Below are 22,258 nucleotides of genomic sequence, written 5' to 3'. Positions count from 1 at the left end.
TTTTTCATCTTACCACCACATCCAGTATAAAGCGGCAATGACCGCGGTAAAAGCGACAAAGAATCCCCCGAACATAAACAGGATCGGGATCATGTGGCCCTTATCCTTCATGTGCATCCAGTATCCCAGTTGCACAAGCACCTGCAGCACCGCCATCACCAGCAGCAGAATGACGGTAAACGCCGCGTTCACTCCGCCGGCGGCGACCGCCGCGAAAGCGATCAAGGTCAAAACGATGGAGAACACGAAAGCGATGATATGCTTCTGCGGGCCCTCATGCCGCTGATGGCGTTTGACCGCTTGCGTGCCGTTTGTTTCCTGGCTCACCATCTGTTATACCACCTTTCCGAGCAGGTAGACGACCGTGAAAATGAACACCCATACAACGTCGATAAAGTGCCAGTAAATGGCCGATACGTACACCTTCGGCGCCGTTACGACGGTGAGGCCTTTTTTGAACAGCTGACCGATCAACAGCGAGATCCAAAGAATACCGAACAAAACGTGAGCCCCGTGGAACCCGACCAGCGTATAAAAGGCCGAGCTGAACGCGCTCGTCGTCATGCCGTATTCATCGCGATGTACGTATTCGTAAAACTCGTAAATTTCCAGGACGAGGAACGCCAAGCCGAGCACGACCGTGACGGCCAGCCAGGTCGCCAGCTTCTTTTGATCGCCGCGGTGCATCGCCTGGATGGCAAATACGCTCGTCAAGCTGCTCACCAGCAGGATAAACGTCGCGGCCGCCGTCATCGGCAGGCTGAACAATTCGGCCGCCGACGGTCCGTCGGCGACTTGGTTCCGCAAAGTCAGGAAGGTGGCGAACAGCGTGCCGAACAGGACCGCCTCGCCGCCGAGAAACAACCAGAAGGCCAGGATTTTATTGCGTCCTTCCAGCGTCGCCTTCTCCGGCTCATGAGGCAAAGCGCCCGCAGCCTGATGCGCATGTGGTGTCGTCATGCCGTAACCTCCTTCTCATTCGGCTCTTCCGGTTCGATATGCCAGCCATGATCGTCATACAGCGAACGAAGCAGCATGCATCCAAACGTAATCGCCAAACCGATGATGACTACAATGTACTTATTAAAGAGCAAATTCAGGAAGCTGTTGCCGAAATCGTCATTGGTGAACATAAAACCCAAACCGGCGATAAACAAGCCCACCGACATCACAAACGGAAGGATCGTCGGCGAAGGCATGTGAATTGGTCCCACCGGTTCCGCCGGCGTCATCTCCTTGTTGCCGGCCATTTTCTCTTTCCAGAAAGCGTCGAGCCCGCGCACCAGCGGAATTTGCTTGAAGTTGTATTCCGGCGGCGGCGAAGGAATCGCCCATTCCAGCGTACGTCCGTCTTCCCAAGGATCGTTTGCCGCACCTTTCGGTTGTTTTGCCGTAATTCCGACGTTGATCAGGAACACGATGACGCCCACGCCCATCAAAAACGCGCCGACCGTACTGATCAGGTTCAGCAGGTCAAAGCCCTGGTTCGGCAAATACGTAAACACGCGGCGCTGCATCCCCATCAAACCGAGGAAATGCTGCACAAAGAAGGTCATATGGAAACCGATGATAAACGTCCAAAACTCGACTTTTCCCAATCTCTCGCTTAACATGCGTCCAAACATCTTCGGCCACCAATAGTGCAGACCGGCAAACAAGCCGAGCACCAGGCCGCCGACGATTACGTAGTGGAAATGCGCCACGACAAAATACGTGTCATGATACTGATAGTCCGCAGGGGCCGAAGCCAGCATAACGCCGGTAACCCCGCCCATGACGAACGTCGGGATAAAGCCGGAGGCGAACAGGTTCGCCGCCGTAAAGCGGATTTGCCCGCCCCACATCGTAAACAGCCAGTTGAAGATTTTGATCCCTGTCGGGACGGCGATCAGCATCGTCGAAATGGAGAACAGGGCGTTTGCGACCGGCCCCATCCCCGTCGTAAACATATGGTGAGCCCAAACCATGAAGCCGAGGAAGGCGATCAAAATCGTCGCGAACACCATCGAGCTGTAACCGAACAGCCGCTTGCGCGCAAACGTCGGAATAACTTCGGAAATCACGCCGAAAGCCGGCAAAATCAAAATGTACACTTCCGGGTGGCCGAAAATCCAGAAAATATGCTGCCAAAGCACCGGGTTCCCGCCGCTTTCCACATTGAAGAAATTGGCGCCCAAAATCCGGTCAAAGGTCAGCAGCACCAGGCCGACCGTAATCGCCGGGAACGCGAACAAAATGATGGCCGAAGTGATAAACGTCGTCCACGAGAACATCGGCATCCGCATAAAGGACATGCCCGGCGCGCGCATCGTAATGATCGTCGCCAGGAAGTTCAGACCGCCGATCAACGTCCCCAAACCGGCGATCTGCAGGCCGATCGTGTAGAAGTCCACGCCGTGCGTCAAACTGTAAGTGTTTGAAGACAGCGGCGTATAAGACGTCCATCCGGCATCTGGAGCCCCGCCCATCAGCCAGCTGAGGTTCAGCAGCAGACCGCCGAACAAAAACGTCCAGAATCCCAGCGCGTTCAAAAACGGAAACGCCACGTCCCGAGCCCCGATCTGCAGCGGGATAACCGCGTTCATCAGGGCGAAAATGACCGGCATGACGCCGAGGAAAATCATCGTCGTGCCGTGCATCGTAATCAATTCGTTAAACTGCTGCGCCGACACGAAATCGTTCATCGGCTTTGCAAGCTGCACGCGGATCAGCAGCGCCTCAATCCCGCCGATCCCGAAGAAAAATCCGCCCGCCACCAAATACAATATGGCGATTTTTTTGTGATCGACCGTCGTTAACCAGTCCATCAACCCCTTGTGCCGCTTGACACTGTGAGCATGAGCCAAGGTTTGTACCCCCTTTAAATTGCTATCCATCCATCAGTAGGATAATTTGCTGTTTGCCAAATAGTCGGCGATGGCGTCGATTTGGTCATCCGTCAGCCCCAGGTCTTCCTTCGGGTTCGGCATTTTGTTGCCGGGTTTTACCTTTTGCGGATCCGTCAGCCATTCCACCAAATTATCCTTGATCGGTTTTCCGTCCACCGGCTTGCCCGACGCTTCCGAATTATGTAAGATGCTGGCAACGGTTTCTCTGCTTCCGATTCCCGTCAGATTCGGTCCGACCGGGCCGCCTTGATCACCGACAGCGTGACAGCTCAAGCATTGCGTCTTGAACACTTCCGCGACTTCCGGATCGGCGATCGTCTGAACCGGGGCTTTCATGGAGTCCACCCAATTGTTGAAGGAATCCTCGCTCACCGCTTTAACCCGGAATTCCATGAACGCGTGGGATTTCCCGCAGAGCTCGGCGCATTTCCCCAAGAAAACGCCTTCGCGGGAAGCTTCAAGCCAGGCTTTATTGATCGTCCCGTCCGTATTCGTGTCGATTTTCCCCGCTAGGGAAGGTACCCAGAAGGAGTGCAGCACGTCGGCCGTTTTCAGCTCAAGCGCGATTTTCTTGCCGGTTGGAATAATCATGTCCTGGGCCGTCGTAATGCCGTAATCGGGATAAGTGAATTCCCACCAGAACTGGTGCGACGTTACTTTGATTTTGACGGCATTTTTATCCTTCGAGTAGTCTTCGCCGATCGCGAACACCTTTTGCACCGTAGCCACGGCCAGGATAAGTACCAGAACTAACGGGATGGCCGTCCAAATAATCTCCAATTTAAAGTTGCCTTCGACTTGCTTCGGCACTTCGGTTTGTCCCGGTTTGCGCCGGTACTTCACCAAGACGTAAGCGGCGATGCCAAACACGATCAACATGACGACGATCATGATCGAAATCGACAGCTTGATAAGTCCGAGTTGCCCTTCGGCCACCGGTCCCTGCGGTCTGAGCACGGACAGGTCCTCGCGGCCGCATGCGGACAAGAGGAGCGAAAGTCCGGCAAACAAAGGCAACAGCCGCTTTACAGCCTTCCACGGTTTCATCATTCATCTACCCCACTTCTTCCGTTTTCTTCCGATCTGGCATACAGTTTCCAGAGAGCGAGCGCTCAAAAATTCCACAAGCCTATCACGGAAACTACATTTCTGTCAATTACAACAATCACCTATTAAATATATGATCGAACCCCTGTTTTGTCAATGATTGAAGGGGAGTTCACAAATTGTTCAAAAACCCGAAAAGGCCCGTCACCAAAGGATTTGTTAGCGTTTTCTAGGTTTCGACATAGGTCGAAAGAGCTGCCAAATTTTGCGTAATCCCCGCCGTGCGAGAGCGTTTTCCGGCTCTGCTTCATTTTTGACATTTCTTTAAACATTATTTCATTTTAGCAAAAAAAAGAGAGCCATCGCTCTCCCTTATTTTGTCAGCACCAGCGGGCCGTCCTCCGTAATGGCCAGCGTATGCTCATAATGGGCCCCCAGGCTGCCGTCCGCCGAGCGGATCGTCCAGCCGTCATCCTCCCACAGCACGGCCCCCGTATCCCCGCCGGTAAAGATCGGCTCAATGGTGATGACCATGCCCGGCCGCAGCGTCACCCCGCTCTTCGGCCGCCCGAAATTCGGAACATCCGGCGGTTCGTGCATCGATCTCCCGATCCCGTGTCCGATCAGCGCCCTGACGATGCCGACGTTCGCCGCCGTTGCCACGCGCTGCACGGCGTAGCCGATGTCGCCGATTTTGCTGCCCGGGTAAGCCTGGGCAATCCCGGCGTCAAGCGCCTTCTCGGTCGTCTGGAGCAGCTTCTCTGCGTCCGGCCCGACCTTTCCGACGCGGTAGGACCAGGCCGAATCCGCCAGCCAGCCGTTTTTATTGACCACAATGTCGATCGTCACGATATCCCCCGCCTGCAGCTTGCGGTCGTTCGGGAACCCGTGGCAAACGACGTCGTTGACGGAAGCGCAGGTCGCAAACGGAAAACCGCGGTATCCTTTTTGTTCCGGCGTGGCGCCGCGCTCCGCCAGAAACGACTCGACAAAGCGGTCGATTTCCAGCGTCGTGATCCCCGGACCGATCAGCCGGGCAATCCCTTGGTGGCACTCCGCCAGAATGCGGCCGGCTTCCCGCATCCGCAATATTTCCTCTTTCGTCTTTAATTGTATTTTCACGCTTATCAGATTCTCCCCTCATGATGAACGAAAATTTGACGATGACAATTCCATTTATTATATGTAGATAGAGAAGAAAAAAAACGTCCCGGACGCGGGTCCCGCGCCGGAACGAACACAGACTAATCTCAAATGGCTAGGATACGGATGAATCAAGCTTGCCCAGCTCAAGCTCAACAAGGTGGGTCAATTCCTCTTCGTAGCCGCCCATGATGCGATACTTGCGAACATATTCTTTCACGAATTTTTTCGGATCTTTCGGTTTGAAGATTCGGGTCATTTCCCGTAAACTTTCTTTAACTTCATCGTGACCTTTCGTTGCCATATGAATTCCCTCCCAGAACGTTTAAAGGTAAATGCTCCGATGCCAGAGAACGCGAAATGTCTTGATCCATGTTTTTATGCAGTCGCTGCGGGCTAGTTTTGGATGACCTCCTATTTTTTCATTGTAGCATATTCGGCATCAGGTTTCAGCTTCTTCCAAACATACATTTTTTGCCCTGCGCCCACATTAATTATATTTATATGTCTGGCCGTAGGTTAAAATAAGGCTTAACCGCAAAAAAGTCAGCTCGACTTAAACAGGAGTGATATTATCTTCATGACTTATCAAACGCCTAAAATCATGATCTTGTACGCCAGCTACGGGGATGGCCACTATCAAGCGTCCAAAGCCCTCGAAGCCAGCTTCCGCAGCAAAGGCATTGCGGATATCGTCCTGCTGGATTTAATGGCCGAAGCCCATCCGCTGCTGAATGAGCTGACCAAATTCGTGTACATGCAAAGCTTCCGCACGCTGCCGCTTATCTATGGTTGGGTGTACAACGCGACCAAAGAAATGCAGTTTGAGACCTCGCCGCTCGGCGTCATCAATTCGTTTGGCATGGGAAAACTTCAGCAGACCATCGACCAACTGCAGCCCGATATCATCATCCACACCTTCCCCCAACTGGCGATGCCCAAGCTGAACAAAAGGACCGGCAAATCGCTGCCCCTGGTCAATATCGTCACCGATTTTGACCTGCACGGGCGCTGGATTCACCCGAGCGTCGACCGCTATTACGTCGCAACCGACGATTTGAAGCTGGAGATGACGTCGCGGGGCATTCCCGCGGGAAACGTCGTTGTCAGCGGCATTCCGCTGAAGCCCGATTTCTTCAAGGAGCCGTCTCCGGGCGGCGAAATCGCGAACCGGCTTGATCCGCGAAAGAAAACGGTTCTGCTCATGGCCGGCGCTTACGGGGTGATGACGGGCATCCGCGATATTTGCAACCGGCTCGTGTCCTCCGGGCGCCATCAGGTCGTTGTCGTCTGCGGCCGCAACCGGAATTTGCACCGCGGTCTGAGCAAGCAATTGGGCGAGCATCCGGACGTGCATGTCTACGGCTACGTCAGCGAGGTGGCCGCGCTGATGCAAGCCTGCGACTGCATCATCACCAAGCCGGGCGGAATCACATTGTCGGAAGCGCTGGCCTGCCGGCTGCCGATTTTCTTGTATCGCCCGGTCCCCGGGCAAGAGCTCAACAACGCCCTGTATCTGCAGAAAAAAGGCGTGGCTATGGTCGCCGAGGATCCCGGAACGCTGACGGGGCAAATCGAAGCTCTCCTAAGCGATGAGGAGCGCCAGGCCGCCGTCGCCCGGAAAATCGAAAACCTCCGCAAGCCGGAGGCCGCGGAGGCGATCGTGAACGATATTATGCGGCAATGGTTTACGCCGCCGGAAGGAGAGCTGGTTCTTACCGCCGAGGGCTCGTCATACATTGGGTAGTAAGAATCCAGCTTTGTGAAAGAAGGTGCTGCCGTGTCTCCCTTCAAATCTTCCACCGGCCTGTACGAGAACGTCGCCGGATTTCTTTGCTATTTGTTCGCCTTTGTGGGCGGCGTCGCATTTTTGGCCCTCGAACGAAGAAGCCGGTTTGTGCTGTTTCACGCCCTGCAATCGGTCATGCTGTTCGGCGGGCTGATGCTGGCCCACGCGCTTTCCGGCTTCCTGCCGGTGATCGGCGTGGTCGTCAACCTGCTGCTGACCGTTCTGGGCGTCACGCTTTGGGCCGTGCTGATGCTGGCCGCGCTGCAGGGCAAATGGCTGAAGCTCCCCTGGCTCGGCGAACTGGCGGAGAAGCAGCTGCAGCGGATGTAACCAGGGCTAGGGCTAGGGTTAGAACAAGGCCCAGGGCTTGTCCCCGGCTGCAGACCAAACGCGGGCCAGGACCAGGCCATAGGCCTGAATGCAAGCCAATTAGCCCTGCTCCGCTTCCTTGGCCCCGGCCTCGGCCTTGCGGCGTCCTCCCAGCCCGTTGAACAGCAGGTTCATGACGATCGCCGTGACGCTGCCCGCCACGATGCCGTTATCCGCCAAAATGCGCAAGTAGGCCGGCAGCCGGTCAAAAATATCCGGCTGCACCGTTACGCCCAGCCCCATGCCGACGGAGCAGGCGATGATCAGCAGGTTTTCGTGCCGGTTCAGATCGACCTGATCTCCCAGCATCCGGATACCCGAGGAGAGCACGAGCCCGAACAGCGCGATCATCGCCCCGCCGAGCACCGAGGTCGGCACAAGCTGCGTCAGCGCGGCGATTTTGGGTACGAAGCCGATCAGGATCAGCAGCCCGCCGGCGACCACGATCACGTCGCGGGTTTTGACCCGGCTCATTTGGACAAGGCCGACGTTTTGCGAATACGTGGTGTACGGGAACGAGTTGAAGATCCCGCCCAGGATGATCGCCAGCCCTTCGGCCCGGTAGCCGCGCGTCAGATCCTTTGATGTGATGTCTTTGTCCACGATTTTGCCGAGCGCCATAAACACCCCGGTCGATTCGGCCACGCTGACGATCGCCACCAGAATCATCGTCAAAATCGCCGATGCGTGGAAGGTCGGTTTGCCGAAATAAAAAGGCTGGATCGCATGGAACCAACCCGCTTCCTTCAGCGGCGTCAGGTCCACTTTGCCGGCCAGCGCGGCCACGAGCGTCCCGATGATCAAGCCCAGCAGGACGGAAATGGAACGCGGAAACCCTTTGGCGAAACGGTTCATCAGGATGACGAACAGCATCACCCCGAAGCCGAGCACTAGATTAAGCGGGCTGCCGAAGTCCGGGTTTTCGCCCGGGCTGCCGCCGCCCAGATCGGAAATGGCCACCGGAATCAAGGTGACCCCGATGATCGTTACAACCGAGCCGGTCACCACCGGCGGAAACAGGGCGATAAGCTTGCCGAACAAACCGGCAAACAGGAAAACGAACACACCCGAGGCAATGATTGCTCCGTAAATGGCGGAAACCCCCATCCCGTCCTGCAAGCCGATGGCGATCATCGGCGAAACCGCCTGAAAAGCGCAGCCCAGCATCACCGGGAGCCCGATGCCGAAGAAGCGGTTGCCCCATACCTGCAGCAGCGTCGCCACGCCGCAGGCGAGCAAATCGATCGCGATCAGATACGTAAGCTGCGCTTGCGTGAAGTTGAGCGCGCCGCCGACGATCAGCGGCACGATGACCGCGCCGGCATACATCGCCAGCACATGCTGGATGCCCAGCGAAAATGTTTTAAGCGGATGCCTGTGATGCTGAAAAATACGTTCTCGTTCCATATTGAACCGTTCCCCCCGAAATTCATTCATGCCATAAATAATTGCAGCTGCGTTTTGTTTCCCCTATTAATTAGGCTCTTCAACAAAGGTAACCACGCCGTCTTCCAGCGCAGCGACCCGGACCAGCGAATCGACGCGGTATCCCGCTTCCTCCAGGAGGCGGGCCCCCGGCTGAAACGATTTTTCGATGACGATGCCGATGCCGGCGACGGACGCCCCAACCTGCTCAACGATGCGGGCAAGGCCGAAGGCGGCTTCGCCGTTGGCCAGGAAGTCGTCGATGATCAGCACCCTGTCGCTCGGGGACAGAAATTTTTTGGACACCGTAATTTCATTCGTCTCCCGCTTCGTAAACGAGTACACTTTCTCCACGAGAATGTCGTCCTTCAGCGTCAGCGATTTATGCTTTCTCGCAAAGATCATCGGAACCTTCAGCTCCAGCGCCGTCATGATCGCCGGGGCGATGCCCGAGGATTCGATCGTCAGCACCTTGGTGATCTTTTCTCCGGCAAAACGCCGGGCGAACTCTCCCCCAATCTCCCGCATCAGCTCCGGGTCCATTTGGTGGTTCAGGAAGGAATCGACTTTGAGCACCTGATTGCTCAGCACGATGCCTTCGGTCATAACCTTCTCCTTAAGCAGTTTCATTGCAAACCTTCCCCCTTAATTTTTCGTTGCCGCAAAAAACAAAAAGCCCATTTTCCACAATCGGAAAATGGACTACGCGCAGGTAAGCCGCTCTAAATTTCAACTTAACGCCGCAAGCCTTCGGATCTGCTTGAACAGTCGCTTGGCCTGCTTAACCCCTGGGACGCGTAAAGACGCGAAAAATAGAGCTCCTCCCGTAGTCCGATCATTTCCGGTGATCAGGTAGAAACATGCAGGCCAATCCCCGCACTTATACGAGAAAAACATCGAACCTCTTTTAAGCAATGTCAGAAGTATAACGCAAATCGCCCAGGGAAATAAAGAGGGATTTCGTCCCTTTATTGAATATTTTGTAGAAATTCAGACCCGGCCCCTTGCCAGGACCGAAAAAAACGGCTTATAACAGCTTAGATCGGCCGGAATTCGCGCGGCATGAGGTTGGTCAGCAGCGATCTTAATTCGCCGTCCTCCTTGTAGCTTTTCTCTCCCGTATCGAGGCGGCGCACCCGGATTCTGCTGTAATCCGCGCTAGAGTCGGTCGGTTCAAAGACCAAGTTTTCCCGATCCGTCAGCCGCAGCTTATACCCCATTTCCTCGAACATTTGCAAAAAATCCGCTTCCGTCGGCAGCTTGCCTTCGTCCAAAAAGATAAGCCCCCTTAATTCCTTCGGTCCCTCGCTATGCATGACTTCAAAATGGACGATGCATTCCATGCAAATTCACGCTCCCTAATCTCTTACGGTTGATGCGTATAGCATCCCCCGCGTTTTCAGCGGGCATCCGCGCCAAGCGGGGAGTTGCCCCGCGGTTTCCGTGACTGAAAACGGCGCCGCCGCCTAATTATTACTACGTACCATCTCTCAGGTCGGCAGGAAGCGTTTGTGACATTCCGGTGAAATTATCCAGTGCCCCTGAATCACCTGCGCCAAATTTCCCGCGCACCCGCAAGCCCGCGCACCCGCGAACCTAAACCTGCTCCGAACCGCAATGCGGGCACCACTTGGTGCCTTTGACGAGCATAGACCCGCAGATTTGGCATTTGACGGTTGCGATCGTGATGCCCGGCGAAGGCTTCTCTTGCGAAGGCTTCTCTTCATCAGGCTGCTCCGCTTTTTGCGTCCATGAGCGGATTCGCCGGTCAAGCTCCTCCTGCCGTTTGCGTTCCCGTTCCAGATTGCGGAGCAGCCGCTCCTCCTCTTCGGGATCGGCCGGTTCGCGGACCGCCTCGCTGTCCCTCTTCTCCGCGGATTCGATCAAATTGGCCGAAAACAGCAGCTGTTCCAGGTCGATGGTTCTCTTCGTTTCCTTCCCCGGCGGTTCCGGGCTGGCGGCAATTCGGGTATCCTCCGCCGTCGGCGCCGCCGCCCTTACCGGCTCGATCAAATCCTCCGGAATGACCGCTTTTTTCCGTTTGACCAGCTTATGTCCGCAATACTGGCAAAAAACAGCGTCCTCGGACACCGTCCGCCCGCACGCTCCGCACAAACGCTCGTTTTTTAGCTCGGCGACTTTCGCCCGGATCTCGTCCCGCTCCTCGGCCAGCAAGTCGCAGGTTTTGGCCAGATCAAGCATCTCCTTCTCGGCGTAGGACATATCTTTTTTGCGGTAGCCTTCGTAAAAAATTTCTCCCATCTTTTGGTAATACAAACCGAGTTCCCGTTCGATATTTGAAATTTGCGTGTTAAGTTTTCCGATTTCAACGACGTTTTGCGCGCGATCGGTCACCTTTCCCGCACCATCTTTTAATCGCTGTAAAAAATTCATGATGATTCCTCCCCGCGAAATATTCATTATCATACCAGATTTTTCACCCCGGTGAAAACTGTCCCCAGGCTTATGACGCGGTATTTGACCGTTTTGTTGCTCCGGTGAATGCGCTTTCTTTTTGATTCGGGAGGGCGTTCACGGTACAATTAAAGGGAAAACCTGAACTTGATTAGGAGTAGATAGCCTTGAGCGTATTAGATACGAATTCCGATGACAGCGTGCTGAAGCAACTGGATTTAAGGGAGCTGTACCAGTGGGAGATCGGCGAGGATGAGCTGCGCAAGCTGGAGGAATGGAAGAAGCTGCCCTTCCTGTACGAGCTTGCCCTGGATGAGCTGGGGAACAAAATCAAGCTGATCCAAACGGAGTGGAAAATCCACAACGGGTACAGCCCGATCGAGCATATCAAATCCCGAATCAAAGAGCCGAAAAGCATTCTTCAAAAGCTTGAACGTAAAGGCCTGGAATTGACCGTCGACAATATGGTGAACCAAATCCACGACATCGCCGGGATGCGGATCGTTTTTTCCTTCGCGCGCGACATTTACAGCCTGCTGGACCACCTGAAGCACCGGGAAGACATCACCGTCCTGGAGGTCAAGGATTACATTGAAAATCCCAAGCCCAACGGCTACCAGAGCCTGCACGTCATCGTCGCCGTACCGCTGACCTTGTTCGAAGGCCAACGGTGGATGAAGGTCGAAATCCAGATGCGCACCCTGGCGATGGATTTCTGGGCGAGCATGGAGCATATTTTGTACTACAAATACGACAAACAAGTACCGCCGCACGTCGTGCGCGAGCTTTCCGAAGCGGCCAAGGCCGCCGACGCCCTGGACAAAAAAATGCACGGCCTGCGCAAAGAAATCATGGGCGTATCCGAAGCCGCTTTGCCCGAGTAGGCACGCCGCGGGGCAGGCGGATGCGCCGGGGGCGGCGAGTGCGCCGGGGGCAGGCGAATGCGGCGGAGGCAGGCGAGTGCGGTAGGTGCAGGTGAGTGCGGCGGGGGCGGGCGAGTGCGGTAGGTGCAGGCGGGTGCGGCGGGGGCGGGCGAGTGCGGTAGGTGCAGGCGGGTGCGCCGGATGCAGGCGAGTGCGCCGGGTGCGGACGTGGCGAGCCGGTGGCGCAGCTCTGTGCGGAGCGGAGGATAACCGCAAAAAGTACAACTATTTTCGATGATCTGCCCGCTCTCTCCAAAATAATTGCAAAAAGCGCAAGTATTTACTCCAAAAACTTTACCCTCTTTCCAGACAACGATTAATAACTGCACTTTTTACGTCTATTAAGCATTCTCCAACCTTTACCGGCCAAAGTAACTGTAATTTTGAGTCAATTTCATAATTCAAAACGCTTGATATAACTGGATTTTTTGGGCATAGAAAAAGGAGTACCTCCCCAAATCTCGAAGTAATAGTGACCAAACCAAACTCGAGAAAGAGAAACGGAGGTAATCCCTATCTATTCAATTCGCCAAACGGAGTTGTTTTCCTTCGAGGAATTAATGGAAATGCGCCCCGAAGATAAGTACAGCCAAATCTTCGAGCATTTGGATCTTGCCCCAGTCATGCAGGCACTCAGCAAACCAAAACGTCGCGGGCGTAAGGAAGAATTAAATTATCCAGCCATGGTATATTCGCTGCTCATCGCAAAGATGGAGGGTATAGAATTCGTCTCTTCCATCATAAAACGTCTGGAAAGCAGCGAGGAGTTTCGCATCCAATGCCGGTTCACCGGCTCGGACCGTATACCAAGCGAATCGACCTACTCTCGGCTGAATCTGGCGCTGCAGCAAAAGGGTCTGCTCGAACAGGTGCTGGACCGTTTGGTGAGAGCCGCTCATGCCGAGGGTTTCTTAACGGGAGCTCATATCGCCGTCGATTCCTCGGCGGTTGAAGCGTGGGACTGCCAATATGGAGAATCTGCTGCCAAACGCCGAGCCGCAAGGAAACAGAAGCAAAAGAAGGAATCTTCGGTGCAACAGCTCGAAATGGAGCCCGTTCTCCCCGTGTCTGAGACCGAACCCACGAAGCCGACAAAGCCGGTTTACGGGCGTGGAAATTGCTCGGCCGAAGAAAAGGAGCGCCGCCGTAAAGAACGGGAAGCATACGAGGCGAGCCTGCCCCCTTTCGAAAAGAAAATAGAAAACATGTTGCCCTTCACCTACGACGAGCTGTTTGAAGCGATGCCCAGGTCTGCTTCGCGTTGCACCAAGAAAAATTCGAAAGGCAAGCTCACCACCTGGTATGGCTATAAAGCCAACATCGTAGTGGATACCGATAGTCAGTATGTGCTCAGCGGGGTACTGAGCTCGGCTCATTTGAACGACCAACGCATGGCTGTACTGTTGCTCAAAGGTCTTCCACTTAAGTTTCCCATGCTGAAGGTGAAATATGGGTTGGGGGACAAAGGCTACGACAGCACGCCCATTTACGAGTTGATTCGTTCGCTCCAAGCTTACCCGATCATTGATATCATCCACCATACGGCTCCGCCGGAAGGGATGAATCTTGATTATGGTCCGGTTTGCAAAGAAGGCCACGCCTATCGGTACGACAGCTTTGATCCCAAGTATGAGACACTTCGGTATACCCGTCCAAGCGAGTGCAAGGAATGTCCGTTTGCGGAATCCGGCTGCCAAAAGGTGTTTAAAATTCGGATCGAAACGGACGTGCGTAAGCACACCTATCCGGCAAGAGGCAGCAAAGGGTTTAAAGAACTGTACAAAAAGCGAACGGCTGTCGAGCGTGTCTTTGCCTATCTCAAGGGTTACTATGGATTGAAACGAACACGTCACCGCGGTGTCCGAGCCAACGTCGACTTCCAACTCAGTATACTTGCGTACAACCTAACCAAGTTTGCACTCGATAAGTTGAATAAACGCCTGCCTCAAGCAGCATAACCGTATTTTTTTAAACAAGCAGCATTTTATTTTCGGTAATTATAGCTCTATATTCGAATTGAATTATGAAATTGACTCATTTTTGCAGCTATTTCGGCCGGTTTGTCATTTTGCCGCGTCTTTTTTCTAAATAAATGTATACCCGCTTCTGTTGCATCCGGCGTTTTCGGCAATCCTGCCGTTCGTGCCCGGACGGCATCAGAACGCTTTATTTTGCCGTGCTTAGCTTTTCAATCGCTTGCTGTTCGGACGGCATAAAAAAGAGATCGTTTCCGCTGTTGGATTCATAGATGAAATCGCGCAGGCTTTGACTGGCATACCTCGAAAAATCCCCCGCGATGGCAAACTTCACTTGATAATTAACAAACTTCTGGACAATTTCGCCAGCCAAGCGGGTTTTTAGGTCAAAAAAGCTTTCATTTATCAGGGATTGATCCATCACAATCCGGTCGCAGCCAGTTACATATCGTACGGTGGCCATAAGGTCCAGTGCCGACTGAACGTCATGTATAACCACTTCGTTGCTGCTTACGACAGCGATATCGCGTCCGTTAGCTTCCACCTTTTTGATTTGCACAGCGATCCTCCTCCTTTTCGGACTTTCTTATTTTTCAGCGATAAACCTTTGAATATAATCATGACAAATTAAGCGATTATCTTCACCGTTCGGAGTCGGAATTTCAGTGACCCTAAAAAGGCTTAGACCTACAACCATGGCAAGCAGCCCATAAGCAGCGCCGACCGCATCCAGGGCTAGGGCTGAAAGATGCCCCGATTCATGACCGCGTTCAAAAATCCAGGCAATTCCCCGCAGGTCAGCCGTTTAGCTTTTCGACAAAATTTCCTGCAGTCGGTGATCCATCGCCGCTTTCGAAAAAAACTGCACAAACAGCCTGGCTTGATCGTCATAGGGGATATGCATCTGACCGACCCCGTCAATCGCCGAAACCTTGATTTTCCTTTGCCCCTCATCAAGAGGCTGCAGCGGCGGCAAAATGTTTTTTTATGTAATGTTCAACATTTCATGGGCGTTCATGGAGCTGTCGATTTCCGCTTGGATTTTGACGCCATAGTAGGCCAGAAACGCCTTAAACGCTTCGATCGTCAGATGATCCTTGTTTTTATAGTAGTATGTGACACCTCTTCGAGCAGTTTGCGTACTCTGCAACCTTATCCAGCGTAAGTCCATCCATTCCGTGCTTGCTGATGCGGGTCAGCGTGGCATTGATGACATCCGCGCGGCGCTTTGGCTCCATTCCTAATTTGGGCATCTTTTCACCTGTTTCTTTTTATACTGACTAGTCGGAATAAATAAAAGATGAATTAGTTTACCCCCCGCTGTCAAGTTCTCATGGTGATGCCCCCCGCCGAAGAAGCACTCCTGTTTAGAACATTATCAAGTTAATAAAAAACCGACCCATTCGGATCGGTTCGCCTGTTGAAGGTTCTTCAGCGGACGGAGGGCGCCTGCGGGCTGTGGACGCCTGCGGGCCGGGGACGCCAGTAGGCGCCGTTTTCTAGTGCGCGTGTAAAAGCAGCCAAACCACCTATGCGCATGCCCTTCCGTTTTAAGCCCAGTCGCAAAAATAGCACCATAAATGGGCTCAACCTGGAAATTGGCGCTTGACTGCCGGCTGCTGGAATTGCCGACTGTCGACTGCTAGTACTGCCAACCGTCGGCCTGCAAAATAACGGCACTTTATGTACTTATTATCCGCAGCCAGGCATGTTCATCTTAATTAGCAACATTTTTGGTCCTTATTTTCCTAGGAATGGTCAAGAAATCAGTAATTTCCTGGGAATTCGAGAAAATAGCGCCATAAATCGCCTCTATTTCTCTCAAATAGACGAATATTGCTGGAATAAGGACATTTTTGTCCTTAACTGGGGGGACTGAACAGCCGCAGCTTCATCGCGGTTAGCGATGCACTTTACCGCGGCGGTACCGGCTACTTTTCACTGGCTGGGCGCGGGTGGCACGTCAGTGCTCGCTGCGGGCGGGCCCGTCAGTGTAGGCCGGGCGGCGCATCAGCGCGGCCTGCCGCGCAGCGGTGCGGCGAGCCGCTCGGCCCGCTGCCGCACCTGGGCGGCGACGAGCGCCAGCCCCTGGGCCGCGCCGGGCACGCCGGGCAGCAGCGCCGCCCACGGCGCCAGGTCCGGGCCACCTGGCGGCTCGCCGGCCGCGTCCGGGCGGCCCAGTTCCACGCCGATGTCGTGGAACTCCGGCCCCGGCTCGTGCAGCCGGCCCTGCTCCGCCGCTTCGGCGAGCCACTCGGCCAGGGCCGCGCCGCCGCCCGGCCCGGACGCCCGGCGCTCGCCTTCGCGCGGCCCGGCGGCCCGGCGCAGCGCCGCCTCGGGGTCCGGCAGCGGCGCGGCGGCCGCCCAGGCGTCCCACACGGCGGCGGCCAGCGTCTCGGTCGTCCAGCCGAGCGCCTTCAGGCGCAGCACGGCGTTGCGCGCCCAGGCCGCCTCGGCGGCGGCGACGGCCTCGGCCGCCCGAGCGCAGCCGGGCACGCCGCAGGCGCAGCGCACGCCGCTGCTGCCATCGCCTCCGCCGCTGTTGCTGCTGCCATCGCCTCCGCCGCTGTTGCTGCTGCCATCGCTACTGCCTCCGCCTTTGCCGCTGCTGCTGCCTCCGCTGCCACCATCGCTACCGCTTTCGTTGCTGCCATCGCTACCGCTTTCACCGCTGTTACCGCCACTATAGCCGCCATCACCGCTACTGCTGCTATCACTGCCGTCGCTGCCTCCGCTACTTCCGCCGTCGCTGTCGCCATAGCTGCCACCGCCGCCATCCCGCCCCGCGGCTTCGCGCCAGGGCGGGCGCTCCGGCAGCAGCGCCGCGATTCCGGCGGCCCCGCGCTCCAGCAGCGCGGCAAGCTCGCGCGGCCGCTCCTGCAGCCGCCGCAGCAGGGCGCGGCCCGCCCGCTCCCGCTCCGCCGCCGGAGCCAAGGGCAGCGTCACCGCATGCTTCCCATCGATTTGGCAGACCAGCCCGTCTGCCGTAAGGCTCAGGGAGCATCCCCTCCCCTCCGCTAAAGATCCCGCGCGGCTCATCCGATCCCTCCTTCCAGGATGCCGTCCGTCTGCAGCGCAATCAGGCTGCGCAGCTCGTCGTCGCTCATTTCCGTCAGCCACTGCTCGCCGGAGCCGACGACCTGCTCCGACAGCGCTTTTTTCCGCTCGATCAACTCATCGATCCGTTCCTCCAGCGTCCCCTGGCAAATCAGCTTATGCACTTCGACGTTTTTCTCCTGCCCGATCCGGAACACCCGGTCCGTGGCCTGGTTCTCCACCGCCGGATTCCACCAGCGGTCATAGTGGACGACATGGTTCGCCCGCGTCAGATTCAGCCCCACGCCGCCGGCTTTCAGCGACAGCACGAACAGCGGCGAGCCGCCGCCCTCCTGAAACAGGCGCACCATCCGGTCCCGATCCGCTTTCGCCACGCCGCCGTGCAGGAAAAACGGCCGTTCCCCGTAACGGTCGGCCAAAATCTCCTGCAGCAGCTCGCCCATCCGCACATATTGGGTAAAAATCAGCGCCGCTTCCCCGCTGTCCGTAATGATGTCCAGCAGGTCGCCGAGCCGCTCCAATTTGCCGGACCGCAGGGCCGGGTTGCCGGCGCGGGCTCTTTCCGCAACCAGGTCGGGATGATCGCAAATTTGCTTCAGCCGGGTCAGCGACGACAGCACCAGCCCCTTTCGGGCGATACCGTCCCGCCTGCCGATGTTCGCCATCAGTTCCTCCGTGACCGAGCGATATAAACGGACTTGCTCCGCCGAAAGCGGGCAATAAGATTTCAGCTCGATTTTTTCCGGCAGATCCTTGCGGATATCCGGATCGCTTTTCAGGCGGCGCAGCATAAACGGCGCGACCAATCGGCGCAGCTTCTGCAGCTCGCCGGTCTGTTCGCCGGCGCCGGCCTGGTAACGCGCGCGAAAAGACGCATGGGAACCCAAATAACCGGGATTGAGGAAATGAAAGATCGACCACAATTCGCTGAGCCGGTTTTCCACCGGTGTTCCGGTCATGGCGATCCGATGGACGGCGCTCAGCTTCATTACGCTTTGGGCCTGCTTGGTGCCGAAATTTTTGATGTACTGGGCTTCATCCAGCACCACCGTGCCCCACTCCAGCGCCCGCAGCTCCCCGGCGTCCCGGCCGGCAAGCTGATAGGTGGTCAGGATCACGTCGCAGCCGCGGCACGCCGCGACGAACCGCTCCCCGTGGCAGCGGCCGCTGCCGTGGTGGACGTACAATCTGAGCTTTGGGGCGAACCGGCTTAATTCGCGCTGCCAGTTCCCGAGCAGGGACGTCGGGCAAACGATCAGCGATTGACCGCCCCCTCGGCTGGCATTGTCCAGCAATACGCTGATAACCTGCACGGTTTTGCCGAGCCCCATATCGTCGGCAAGCAGGGCGCCGAACCCCAGCTCCCGCATCGCGGCGAGCCACTGGTAGCCCCGCTCCTGATACGGCCGCAGCGTGCCGTTAAGCCCGGGGGGGACCGGCCGGAGGTGTCCGGCGCTGCGGGCCAAGCCCCCTTCGATGAGCATGGACAGCATTCCCGCCGTCTCGATGCCTTCGACTTCCACACCCTCAAACAGCGCTTCCCCGGCTCCGCTCGCAAGGTGCATCAATTCGCGGAACGTCAGCGCGCCGTTTTCATGGCGTTTCATAAATTTCAGAACCTGGCGGATTTCCTTGTTATCGATCTCGATCCATTCACCCCGAAAAAAAACGAGCGGCGTTTTCGCCGCAGCCAGCTCGGCCAGCTCTTCCCGCGAAATTTCCCGGCCGTCCAGGACCGCCGCCGCCTCAAACGCGACCAGCTGCTCAACGCCCATCCGGGGCTTTTCCTGCGCGCCGTCCCCCGGCATACCCGCCCAGCCCCGGGCTTCGAGGCGGACGCCGGAAGTACGGCGGCCTTCCCGGGTCCAGCGCGAGGGCATCTGCACCGTGACCCCGGTTTTACGAAGGGTTGACACCGATTTGCTAAGGAATGAAAACACCTGCTCCGGCGCCAGCAGCAAGCCTTCCGGGCGCGGCCCCTCAAGCGCGGCGGCGATCTCCGGGGACGCCTCCGCCGCTTTGGCCAGCCGCAGCAGCACATGCTCCTGAACATTCCGGTAGAGCCGGCCGCGAATCTCCATATCCCGCTGCGGATAACTCCAAATGAGCCGCAGCGGCAGAAGAACTTCGGCATCCTCGGCCCCTTCGGCCCAAAACGTCAGCCGCCACTGCGGATGGTCCGGCTCCCCGTCTTCCGTCCCTTGCCCGTATTCCCCCGCCGGTTCGATGCGCAGGCACAAGCGGAAGCTCCCCGTCTCCGGCGCGCCGGCTTCCCGCTCGGGGGACTTTGGCCGGCCGCCTCCGGCCTCGGCGATCTCCTCCGTCAACTGCTCCAGCTCCGCCGCGCTTCCCTGAACGTCCGCAGGTTGTCCGCCGCTGAGCAGCCCGTTCCACCACAGCTCGGCCAGCGGCGAATAGCCCCTGCGGTAATCCGCGCGGCTCGGATTCAGTTTCCGGCCAAGCTCCCCGGCCGCGGCCCTGGTCTCATGATCGATCATCGCCATCAGAAAAGAATGCAGCACCGACATTTGCCGGTCGAGGAGCGGACCGTCTTCTTCGGCGGCGCCGGTTTGCACCGCGGCCAGGCAGACGGGAGGCATGGAACCGGCCAGCTGGCGGAACCGCTTCGCATCCCGCTCCGCCGTCAGCAGCGGCCCCCAGGCCGGACGCAGCTGGGCCTGGGCGCCGCGGCGCCGGCCGGCGGCCGGCACCGGCCTGCTTCCGGGCGCGATCCGTCCCCGCCATAGCAGTTCCAGCGCAAACTGCGCCACCTTGCTCCAATAACCCATCTCCGCCCCGGGCTTGATCCCCTGCCCTTCCCAGTCGGTCTTCTCCCAGCCCAGCAGAAGCCTCCAGGCCTCCGGGACGGGCAGCGCCAGACCTTCAAGCGTGCGGCCGATCAGGCTTTTACGATCTCCGGACTTAAACGATTTGCGGACGGAGGAAACCGGAAAGCGGACCTCCGCCAGGCGCAGCGCGGCATGCCCGAACGGGCGGACGCCCGGCTCTGGCTCCACGCGCCTCATCACCGAGGTCCATGCATCCACCTTAGCTTCAGATATTTCACCGGAGAAGCAGAACAGAACGTCCCCCAGCCATATTCCATATAGACGTTGATTCATGATGGTCTCCCGTCGATTTCCTGTTTCCAGCCAATTTTTTCTACTACCATCTTATACGAAAACCGGGTTATATAAAACCTGAAGCCGCCATAAGGAGATTCGCTTCTCCTCCGGCGGCTTCAGGCAAGGCGGATACGAACCCGCATATGCCCGGGCTCCCTCGGCTTGCTGTTTTATTTTACGGCGATGACTTCGATTTCGACGAGACCGTCCTTGGGCAAGCGGGCCACCTCGACGGCGCTGCGCGCCGGATACGGTTCGGCGAAAAACGATCCGTATACCTCGTTTACTTGGGCAAAATCGTTCATATCTTTCAGGAACACGGTCGTTTTCACGACTTTGTCCAGCCCGCTGCCGGCCGCTTCCAGCACAGCTTTGACGTTGCGCAGCGCCTGCGCGGTCTGCGCCTGGACGCCTTCCGCGAATTGTCCGGTTTCCGGCACAAGGCCCAGCTGGCCCGAAGTAAAGACCAGATCGCCCAGCCCGACCCCTTGCGAATACGGCCCGATCGCCCCAGGGGCAGAAGTTGTTGAAATCGCTTGTTTGTCCATTTATATCCATCCCTTTCTCAAGTTGAATTACCCGTTTGCATCTATCCGCACAATCAATAATTCAACTTCTATACTTTCATCTATTGTAGCGATGTTCATCTGCCTTGGGCAAGACTTGTCTCCATTCTTTGTGTCTCCGCCGGCTGCAGGGGCAGATAAAGGGCGAACACGCTGCCTTCCCCTTCGGCGCTCTTCATGCGCAGAAATCCTCCGAGCAGGCGGGCCAGGTTGCTGCTGATCGGCAGGCCGAGCCCCGTACCGCCGTATCTGCGGCTGATCGATCCGTCCGCCTGCCGGAACGATTCGAACACGGCCGATTGCTTATCCTTCGGAACGCCGATCCCGGTATCGGCTACGGCAAACACGAGCCATTCCCCTTGCGGGACTTCGCCCAGCGCGGCCCGCCGGATGTTGAGCGTCACTTTTCCTTGATGCGTAAACTTAAAAGCGTTGGAGAGCAGGTTCCGCAAAATTTGCGCGATCCGGTGAGGATCGGAAACGATCGTTTCCGGCAGCCCTTCTTCCACCCGCACCTCATACTCCAGCTTTTTCTGCGAGGCAATAAGTTCAAAATGAACCCGCATCCAGTCCGCCACTTCCGTCAGCACCACTTCCTCGTCCATGATTTCGAGCCGTCCTGCCTCCACTTTGGACAAGTCGAGGATGTCGTTGATAATTTGCAGCAGGTCATGGCCCGATTTGTAGATGATTCGTCCATACTCCGGCAGTTCGTCCCCGACGTCCTCGCTTTCGGCGATGATTTGCGCCAGATTGATAATGCTGTTCAGCGGCGTCCGCAGCTCATGCGACATCGTCGCTAAAAATTCAGATTTATAGCCGTTGGCGAGCGTCAGCTGCTTGGCCCGGTCCTCCAGCCCGATTTTCGCTTTATGCAGTTCGTCCGTCTGCTTTCGCAGCAGCTCGTTGGCGTGCTTCAACTCCAAATTTTGCCGATGTCCCATCTGAAAATCGCGGAGAATCAAGGCAAATACAAAACTAAAGAGCACGGCGAGCGGGAGCATGATCGGCATAATTTTAAACAGATAGGTATGTATAGGGGTAACCCCGAAAAGAATAGTGTTCAAACAATTTATGCCGTTAACGGCCAGGATCGTGACAATCCCCATAAAGGCAAAGCTTTGCTTGGCGCGGTTAAACCAAACTCGCAGGCCGGCGCAAACCGCTCCGAGCGCCGTCAAGTTCACAAACCCGAAGAGCGCGGCGTCGCTTACGCCAAACGATAAGCGCACCAAGCCGATCCCGAGCCCGATCGTCAGCAGGGTAAGCGGGTGCGGATAAACCAGCGTCGCAATGATCAACGGAACGATCCTGAGGTCGAAAATGATCCGGTCATCCAGCGAGAATCCGAATTTGATGCAAATCCAGCCCGCCAAAATCATCACCAGAACGGACAGAATGTACTTGAAGCGCGGCGAAAGATTCCTGAATACATATTTGTGCATCACATTGGTCACATAAGCGACTGCAATCAGCATTCCCAAATTGATCAGAAGCGTGTTCCCCAGGCTCACAGGCTTCCCACCCCCGTCGGT

The 22,258-nt window shown here is 56.5% G+C and carries 19 protein-coding genes, 1 pseudogene and 1 riboswitch; of the genes and pseudogenes, 4 read left to right on the top strand and 16 right to left on the bottom strand.

The window, feature by feature from the left end; all coding sequences use genetic code 11:
• Positions 1-9: 9 nt before the first annotated feature.
• The 6 genes from NYE74_RS27485 to NYE74_RS27460 all read right to left on the bottom strand — a co-directional run bounded on the left by NYE74_RS27485 (position 10) and on the right by NYE74_RS27460 (position 5,382).
• Positions 10-330, bottom strand: a complete 321-nt coding sequence (locus NYE74_RS27485; protein WP_036626305.1) for a cytochrome C oxidase subunit IV family protein — start codon at positions 328-330, stop codon at positions 10-12.
• A gap of 3 nt (positions 331-333) precedes the next feature.
• Positions 334-960 carry a cytochrome (ubi)quinol oxidase subunit III gene (locus NYE74_RS27480; RefSeq protein ID WP_036626308.1) on the bottom strand — a complete coding sequence of 209 codons (627 nt, stop codon included), beginning with the start codon at positions 958-960 and terminating at the stop codon, positions 334-336.
• Positions 957-2,807 (bottom strand): cytochrome c oxidase subunit I, encoded by a 1,851-nt coding sequence (gene ctaD / locus NYE74_RS27475; RefSeq protein ID WP_172531729.1) that lies wholly within the window; start codon positions 2,805-2,807, stop codon positions 957-959. Before ctaD ends, NYE74_RS27480 begins: the two co-directional genes overlap by 4 nt.
• 72 nt (positions 2,808-2,879) lie before the next feature.
• Complete coding sequence (gene coxB, locus NYE74_RS27470; RefSeq protein ID WP_155621329.1) at positions 2,880-3,938, bottom strand: cytochrome c oxidase subunit II; 1,059 nt, start codon at positions 3,936-3,938, stop codon at positions 2,880-2,882.
• A 369-nt stretch (positions 3,939-4,307) separates the two neighbouring features.
• Positions 4,308-5,057: a type I methionyl aminopeptidase gene (map, locus tag NYE74_RS27465; protein ID WP_036626315.1), complete on the bottom strand. Its 750-nt coding sequence runs from the start codon at positions 5,055-5,057 to the stop codon at positions 4,308-4,310.
• 136 nt (positions 5,058-5,193) lie between these two features.
• Positions 5,194-5,382 (bottom strand): hypothetical protein, encoded by a 189-nt coding sequence (locus NYE74_RS27460; protein ID WP_036626318.1) that lies wholly within the window; start codon positions 5,380-5,382, stop codon positions 5,194-5,196.
• Between the two features lie 276 nt (positions 5,383-5,658).
• Between NYE74_RS27460 and NYE74_RS27455 the strand changes: the two genes are divergently transcribed.
• Together NYE74_RS27455 and NYE74_RS27450 are read left to right on the top strand one after the other, a co-directional pair.
• Complete coding sequence (locus NYE74_RS27455; protein WP_270620010.1) at positions 5,659-6,825, top strand: MGDG synthase family glycosyltransferase; 1,167 nt, start codon at positions 5,659-5,661, stop codon at positions 6,823-6,825.
• Positions 6,826-6,858: 33 nt separating this feature from the next.
• Positions 6,859-7,197 (top strand): DUF4870 domain-containing protein, encoded by a 339-nt coding sequence (locus NYE74_RS27450; RefSeq protein ID WP_124333278.1) that lies wholly within the window; start codon positions 6,859-6,861, stop codon positions 7,195-7,197.
• A gap of 99 nt (positions 7,198-7,296) precedes the next feature.
• On the opposite strand, the gene NYE74_RS27445 is transcribed toward NYE74_RS27450, so the two are convergent.
• From NYE74_RS27445 to NYE74_RS27430, 4 genes are all read right to left on the bottom strand, one after another.
• Positions 7,297-8,643, bottom strand: a complete 1,347-nt coding sequence (locus NYE74_RS27445; RefSeq protein WP_036628830.1) for a nucleobase:cation symporter-2 family protein — start codon at positions 8,641-8,643, stop codon at positions 7,297-7,299.
• A gap of 66 nt (positions 8,644-8,709) precedes the next feature.
• A complete protein-coding gene (locus NYE74_RS27440) occupies positions 8,710-9,291 on the bottom strand; it encodes a xanthine phosphoribosyltransferase (RefSeq protein ID WP_036626325.1) in 582 nt (193 codons plus the stop codon).
• A 177-nt stretch (positions 9,292-9,468) separates the two neighbouring features.
• Positions 9,469-9,569, bottom strand: a riboswitch (purine riboswitch).
• A 129-nt stretch (positions 9,570-9,698) separates the two neighbouring features.
• Positions 9,699-10,004, bottom strand: a complete 306-nt coding sequence (locus NYE74_RS27435; protein WP_036626327.1) for a hypothetical protein — start codon at positions 10,002-10,004, stop codon at positions 9,699-9,701.
• Positions 10,005-10,257: 253 nt separating this feature from the next.
• Entirely contained in the window at positions 10,258-11,055 is a 798-nt protein-coding gene (locus tag NYE74_RS27430) for a zinc-ribbon domain-containing protein (RefSeq protein ID WP_036626329.1), read from the bottom strand.
• A gap of 224 nt (positions 11,056-11,279) precedes the next feature.
• On the opposite strand from NYE74_RS27430, the gene NYE74_RS27425 reads away from it, so the two are divergent.
• Together NYE74_RS27425 and NYE74_RS27420 are read left to right on the top strand one after the other, a co-directional pair.
• Complete coding sequence (locus NYE74_RS27425; RefSeq protein ID WP_036628831.1) at positions 11,280-11,960, top strand: GTP pyrophosphokinase; 681 nt, start codon at positions 11,280-11,282, stop codon at positions 11,958-11,960.
• Positions 11,961-12,559: 599 nt separating this feature from the next.
• Complete coding sequence (locus NYE74_RS27420) at positions 12,560-13,957, top strand: transposase (protein ID WP_155621591.1); 1,398 nt, start codon at positions 12,560-12,562, stop codon at positions 13,955-13,957.
• Positions 13,958-14,165: 208 nt separating this feature from the next.
• Here NYE74_RS27420 and NYE74_RS27415 read toward each other — a convergent pair whose 3' ends face one another.
• From NYE74_RS27415 to NYE74_RS27390, 6 genes and pseudogenes are all read right to left on the bottom strand, one after another.
• On the bottom strand, positions 14,166-14,534 hold the full coding sequence (locus NYE74_RS27415; protein ID WP_036626331.1) for a DUF4180 domain-containing protein: 369 nt from the start codon (positions 14,532-14,534) through the stop codon (positions 14,166-14,168).
• A gap of 27 nt (positions 14,535-14,561) precedes the next feature.
• Positions 14,562-15,228: pseudogene (locus tag NYE74_RS27410) on the bottom strand (TetR/AcrR family transcriptional regulator).
• 757 nt (positions 15,229-15,985) lie between these two features.
• Complete coding sequence (locus tag NYE74_RS27405; protein ID WP_341005348.1) at positions 15,986-17,014, bottom strand: hypothetical protein; 1,029 nt, start codon at positions 17,012-17,014, stop codon at positions 15,986-15,988.
• Positions 17,011-20,154: a DEAD/DEAH box helicase gene (locus NYE74_RS27400; RefSeq protein WP_341005347.1), complete on the bottom strand. Its 3,144-nt coding sequence runs from the start codon at positions 20,152-20,154 to the stop codon at positions 17,011-17,013. Before NYE74_RS27400 ends, NYE74_RS27405 begins: the two co-directional genes overlap by 4 nt.
• Positions 20,155-20,327: 173 nt before the next feature.
• Positions 20,328-20,705: a RidA family protein gene (locus tag NYE74_RS27395; RefSeq protein ID WP_036626334.1), complete on the bottom strand. Its 378-nt coding sequence runs from the start codon at positions 20,703-20,705 to the stop codon at positions 20,328-20,330.
• A 95-nt stretch (positions 20,706-20,800) separates the two neighbouring features.
• Positions 20,801-22,237 carry an ATP-binding protein gene (locus NYE74_RS27390; protein ID WP_445323425.1) on the bottom strand — a complete coding sequence of 479 codons (1,437 nt, stop codon included), beginning with the start codon at positions 22,235-22,237 and terminating at the stop codon, positions 20,801-20,803.
• Between the last annotated feature and the right edge of the window lie 21 nt (positions 22,238-22,258).

It is taken from the genome of Paenibacillus sp. FSL P4-0127 (genome assembly GCF_038007325.1).
In the GTDB taxonomy this organism is placed as follows: Bacteria; Bacillota; Bacilli; order Paenibacillales; family Paenibacillaceae; genus Fontibacillus; species Fontibacillus macerans.
Note: the sequence above shows the minus strand (reverse complement) of the source record. Positions and strands in the feature narration are given on the sequence as shown.

Bases quoted from the DNA above. Each gene is read 5' to 3' on its own strand.
- NYE74_RS27435 (WP_036626327.1), bottom strand. From the start codon at position 10,004: ATGGAATGCATCGTCCATTTTGAAGTCATGCATAGCGAGGGACCGAAG.
- NYE74_RS27405 (WP_341005348.1), bottom strand. From the start codon at position 17,014: ATGAGCCGCGCGGGATCTTTAGCGGAGGGGAGGGGATGCTCCCTGAGC.
- NYE74_RS27485 (WP_036626305.1), bottom strand. From the start codon at position 330: ATGGTGAGCCAGGAAACAAACGGCACGCAAGCGGTCAAACGCCATCAG.
- NYE74_RS27480 (WP_036626308.1), bottom strand. From the start codon at position 960: ATGACGACACCACATGCGCATCAGGCTGCGGGCGCTTTGCCTCATGAG.
- NYE74_RS27460 (WP_036626318.1), bottom strand. From the start codon at position 5,382: ATGGCAACGAAAGGTCACGATGAAGTTAAAGAAAGTTTACGGGAAATG.
- coxB (WP_155621329.1), bottom strand. From the start codon at position 3,938: ATGATGAAACCGTGGAAGGCTGTAAAGCGGCTGTTGCCTTTGTTTGCC.
- NYE74_RS27455 (WP_270620010.1), top strand. From the start codon at position 5,659: ATGACTTATCAAACGCCTAAAATCATGATCTTGTACGCCAGCTACGGG.
- NYE74_RS27445 (WP_036628830.1), bottom strand. From the start codon at position 8,643: ATGGAACGAGAACGTATTTTTCAGCATCACAGGCATCCGCTTAAAACA.
- ctaD (WP_172531729.1), bottom strand. From the start codon at position 2,807: ATGGACTGGTTAACGACGGTCGATCACAAAAAAATCGCCATATTGTAT.
- NYE74_RS27420 (WP_155621591.1), top strand. From the start codon at position 12,560: ATGGAAATGCGCCCCGAAGATAAGTACAGCCAAATCTTCGAGCATTTG.
- NYE74_RS27440 (WP_036626325.1), bottom strand. From the start codon at position 9,291: ATGAAACTGCTTAAGGAGAAGGTTATGACCGAAGGCATCGTGCTGAGC.
- NYE74_RS27400 (WP_341005347.1), bottom strand. From the start codon at position 20,154: ATGAATCAACGTCTATATGGAATATGGCTGGGGGACGTTCTGTTCTGC.
- NYE74_RS27395 (WP_036626334.1), bottom strand. From the start codon at position 20,705: ATGGACAAACAAGCGATTTCAACAACTTCTGCCCCTGGGGCGATCGGG.
- NYE74_RS27430 (WP_036626329.1), bottom strand. From the start codon at position 11,055: ATGAATTTTTTACAGCGATTAAAAGATGGTGCGGGAAAGGTGACCGAT.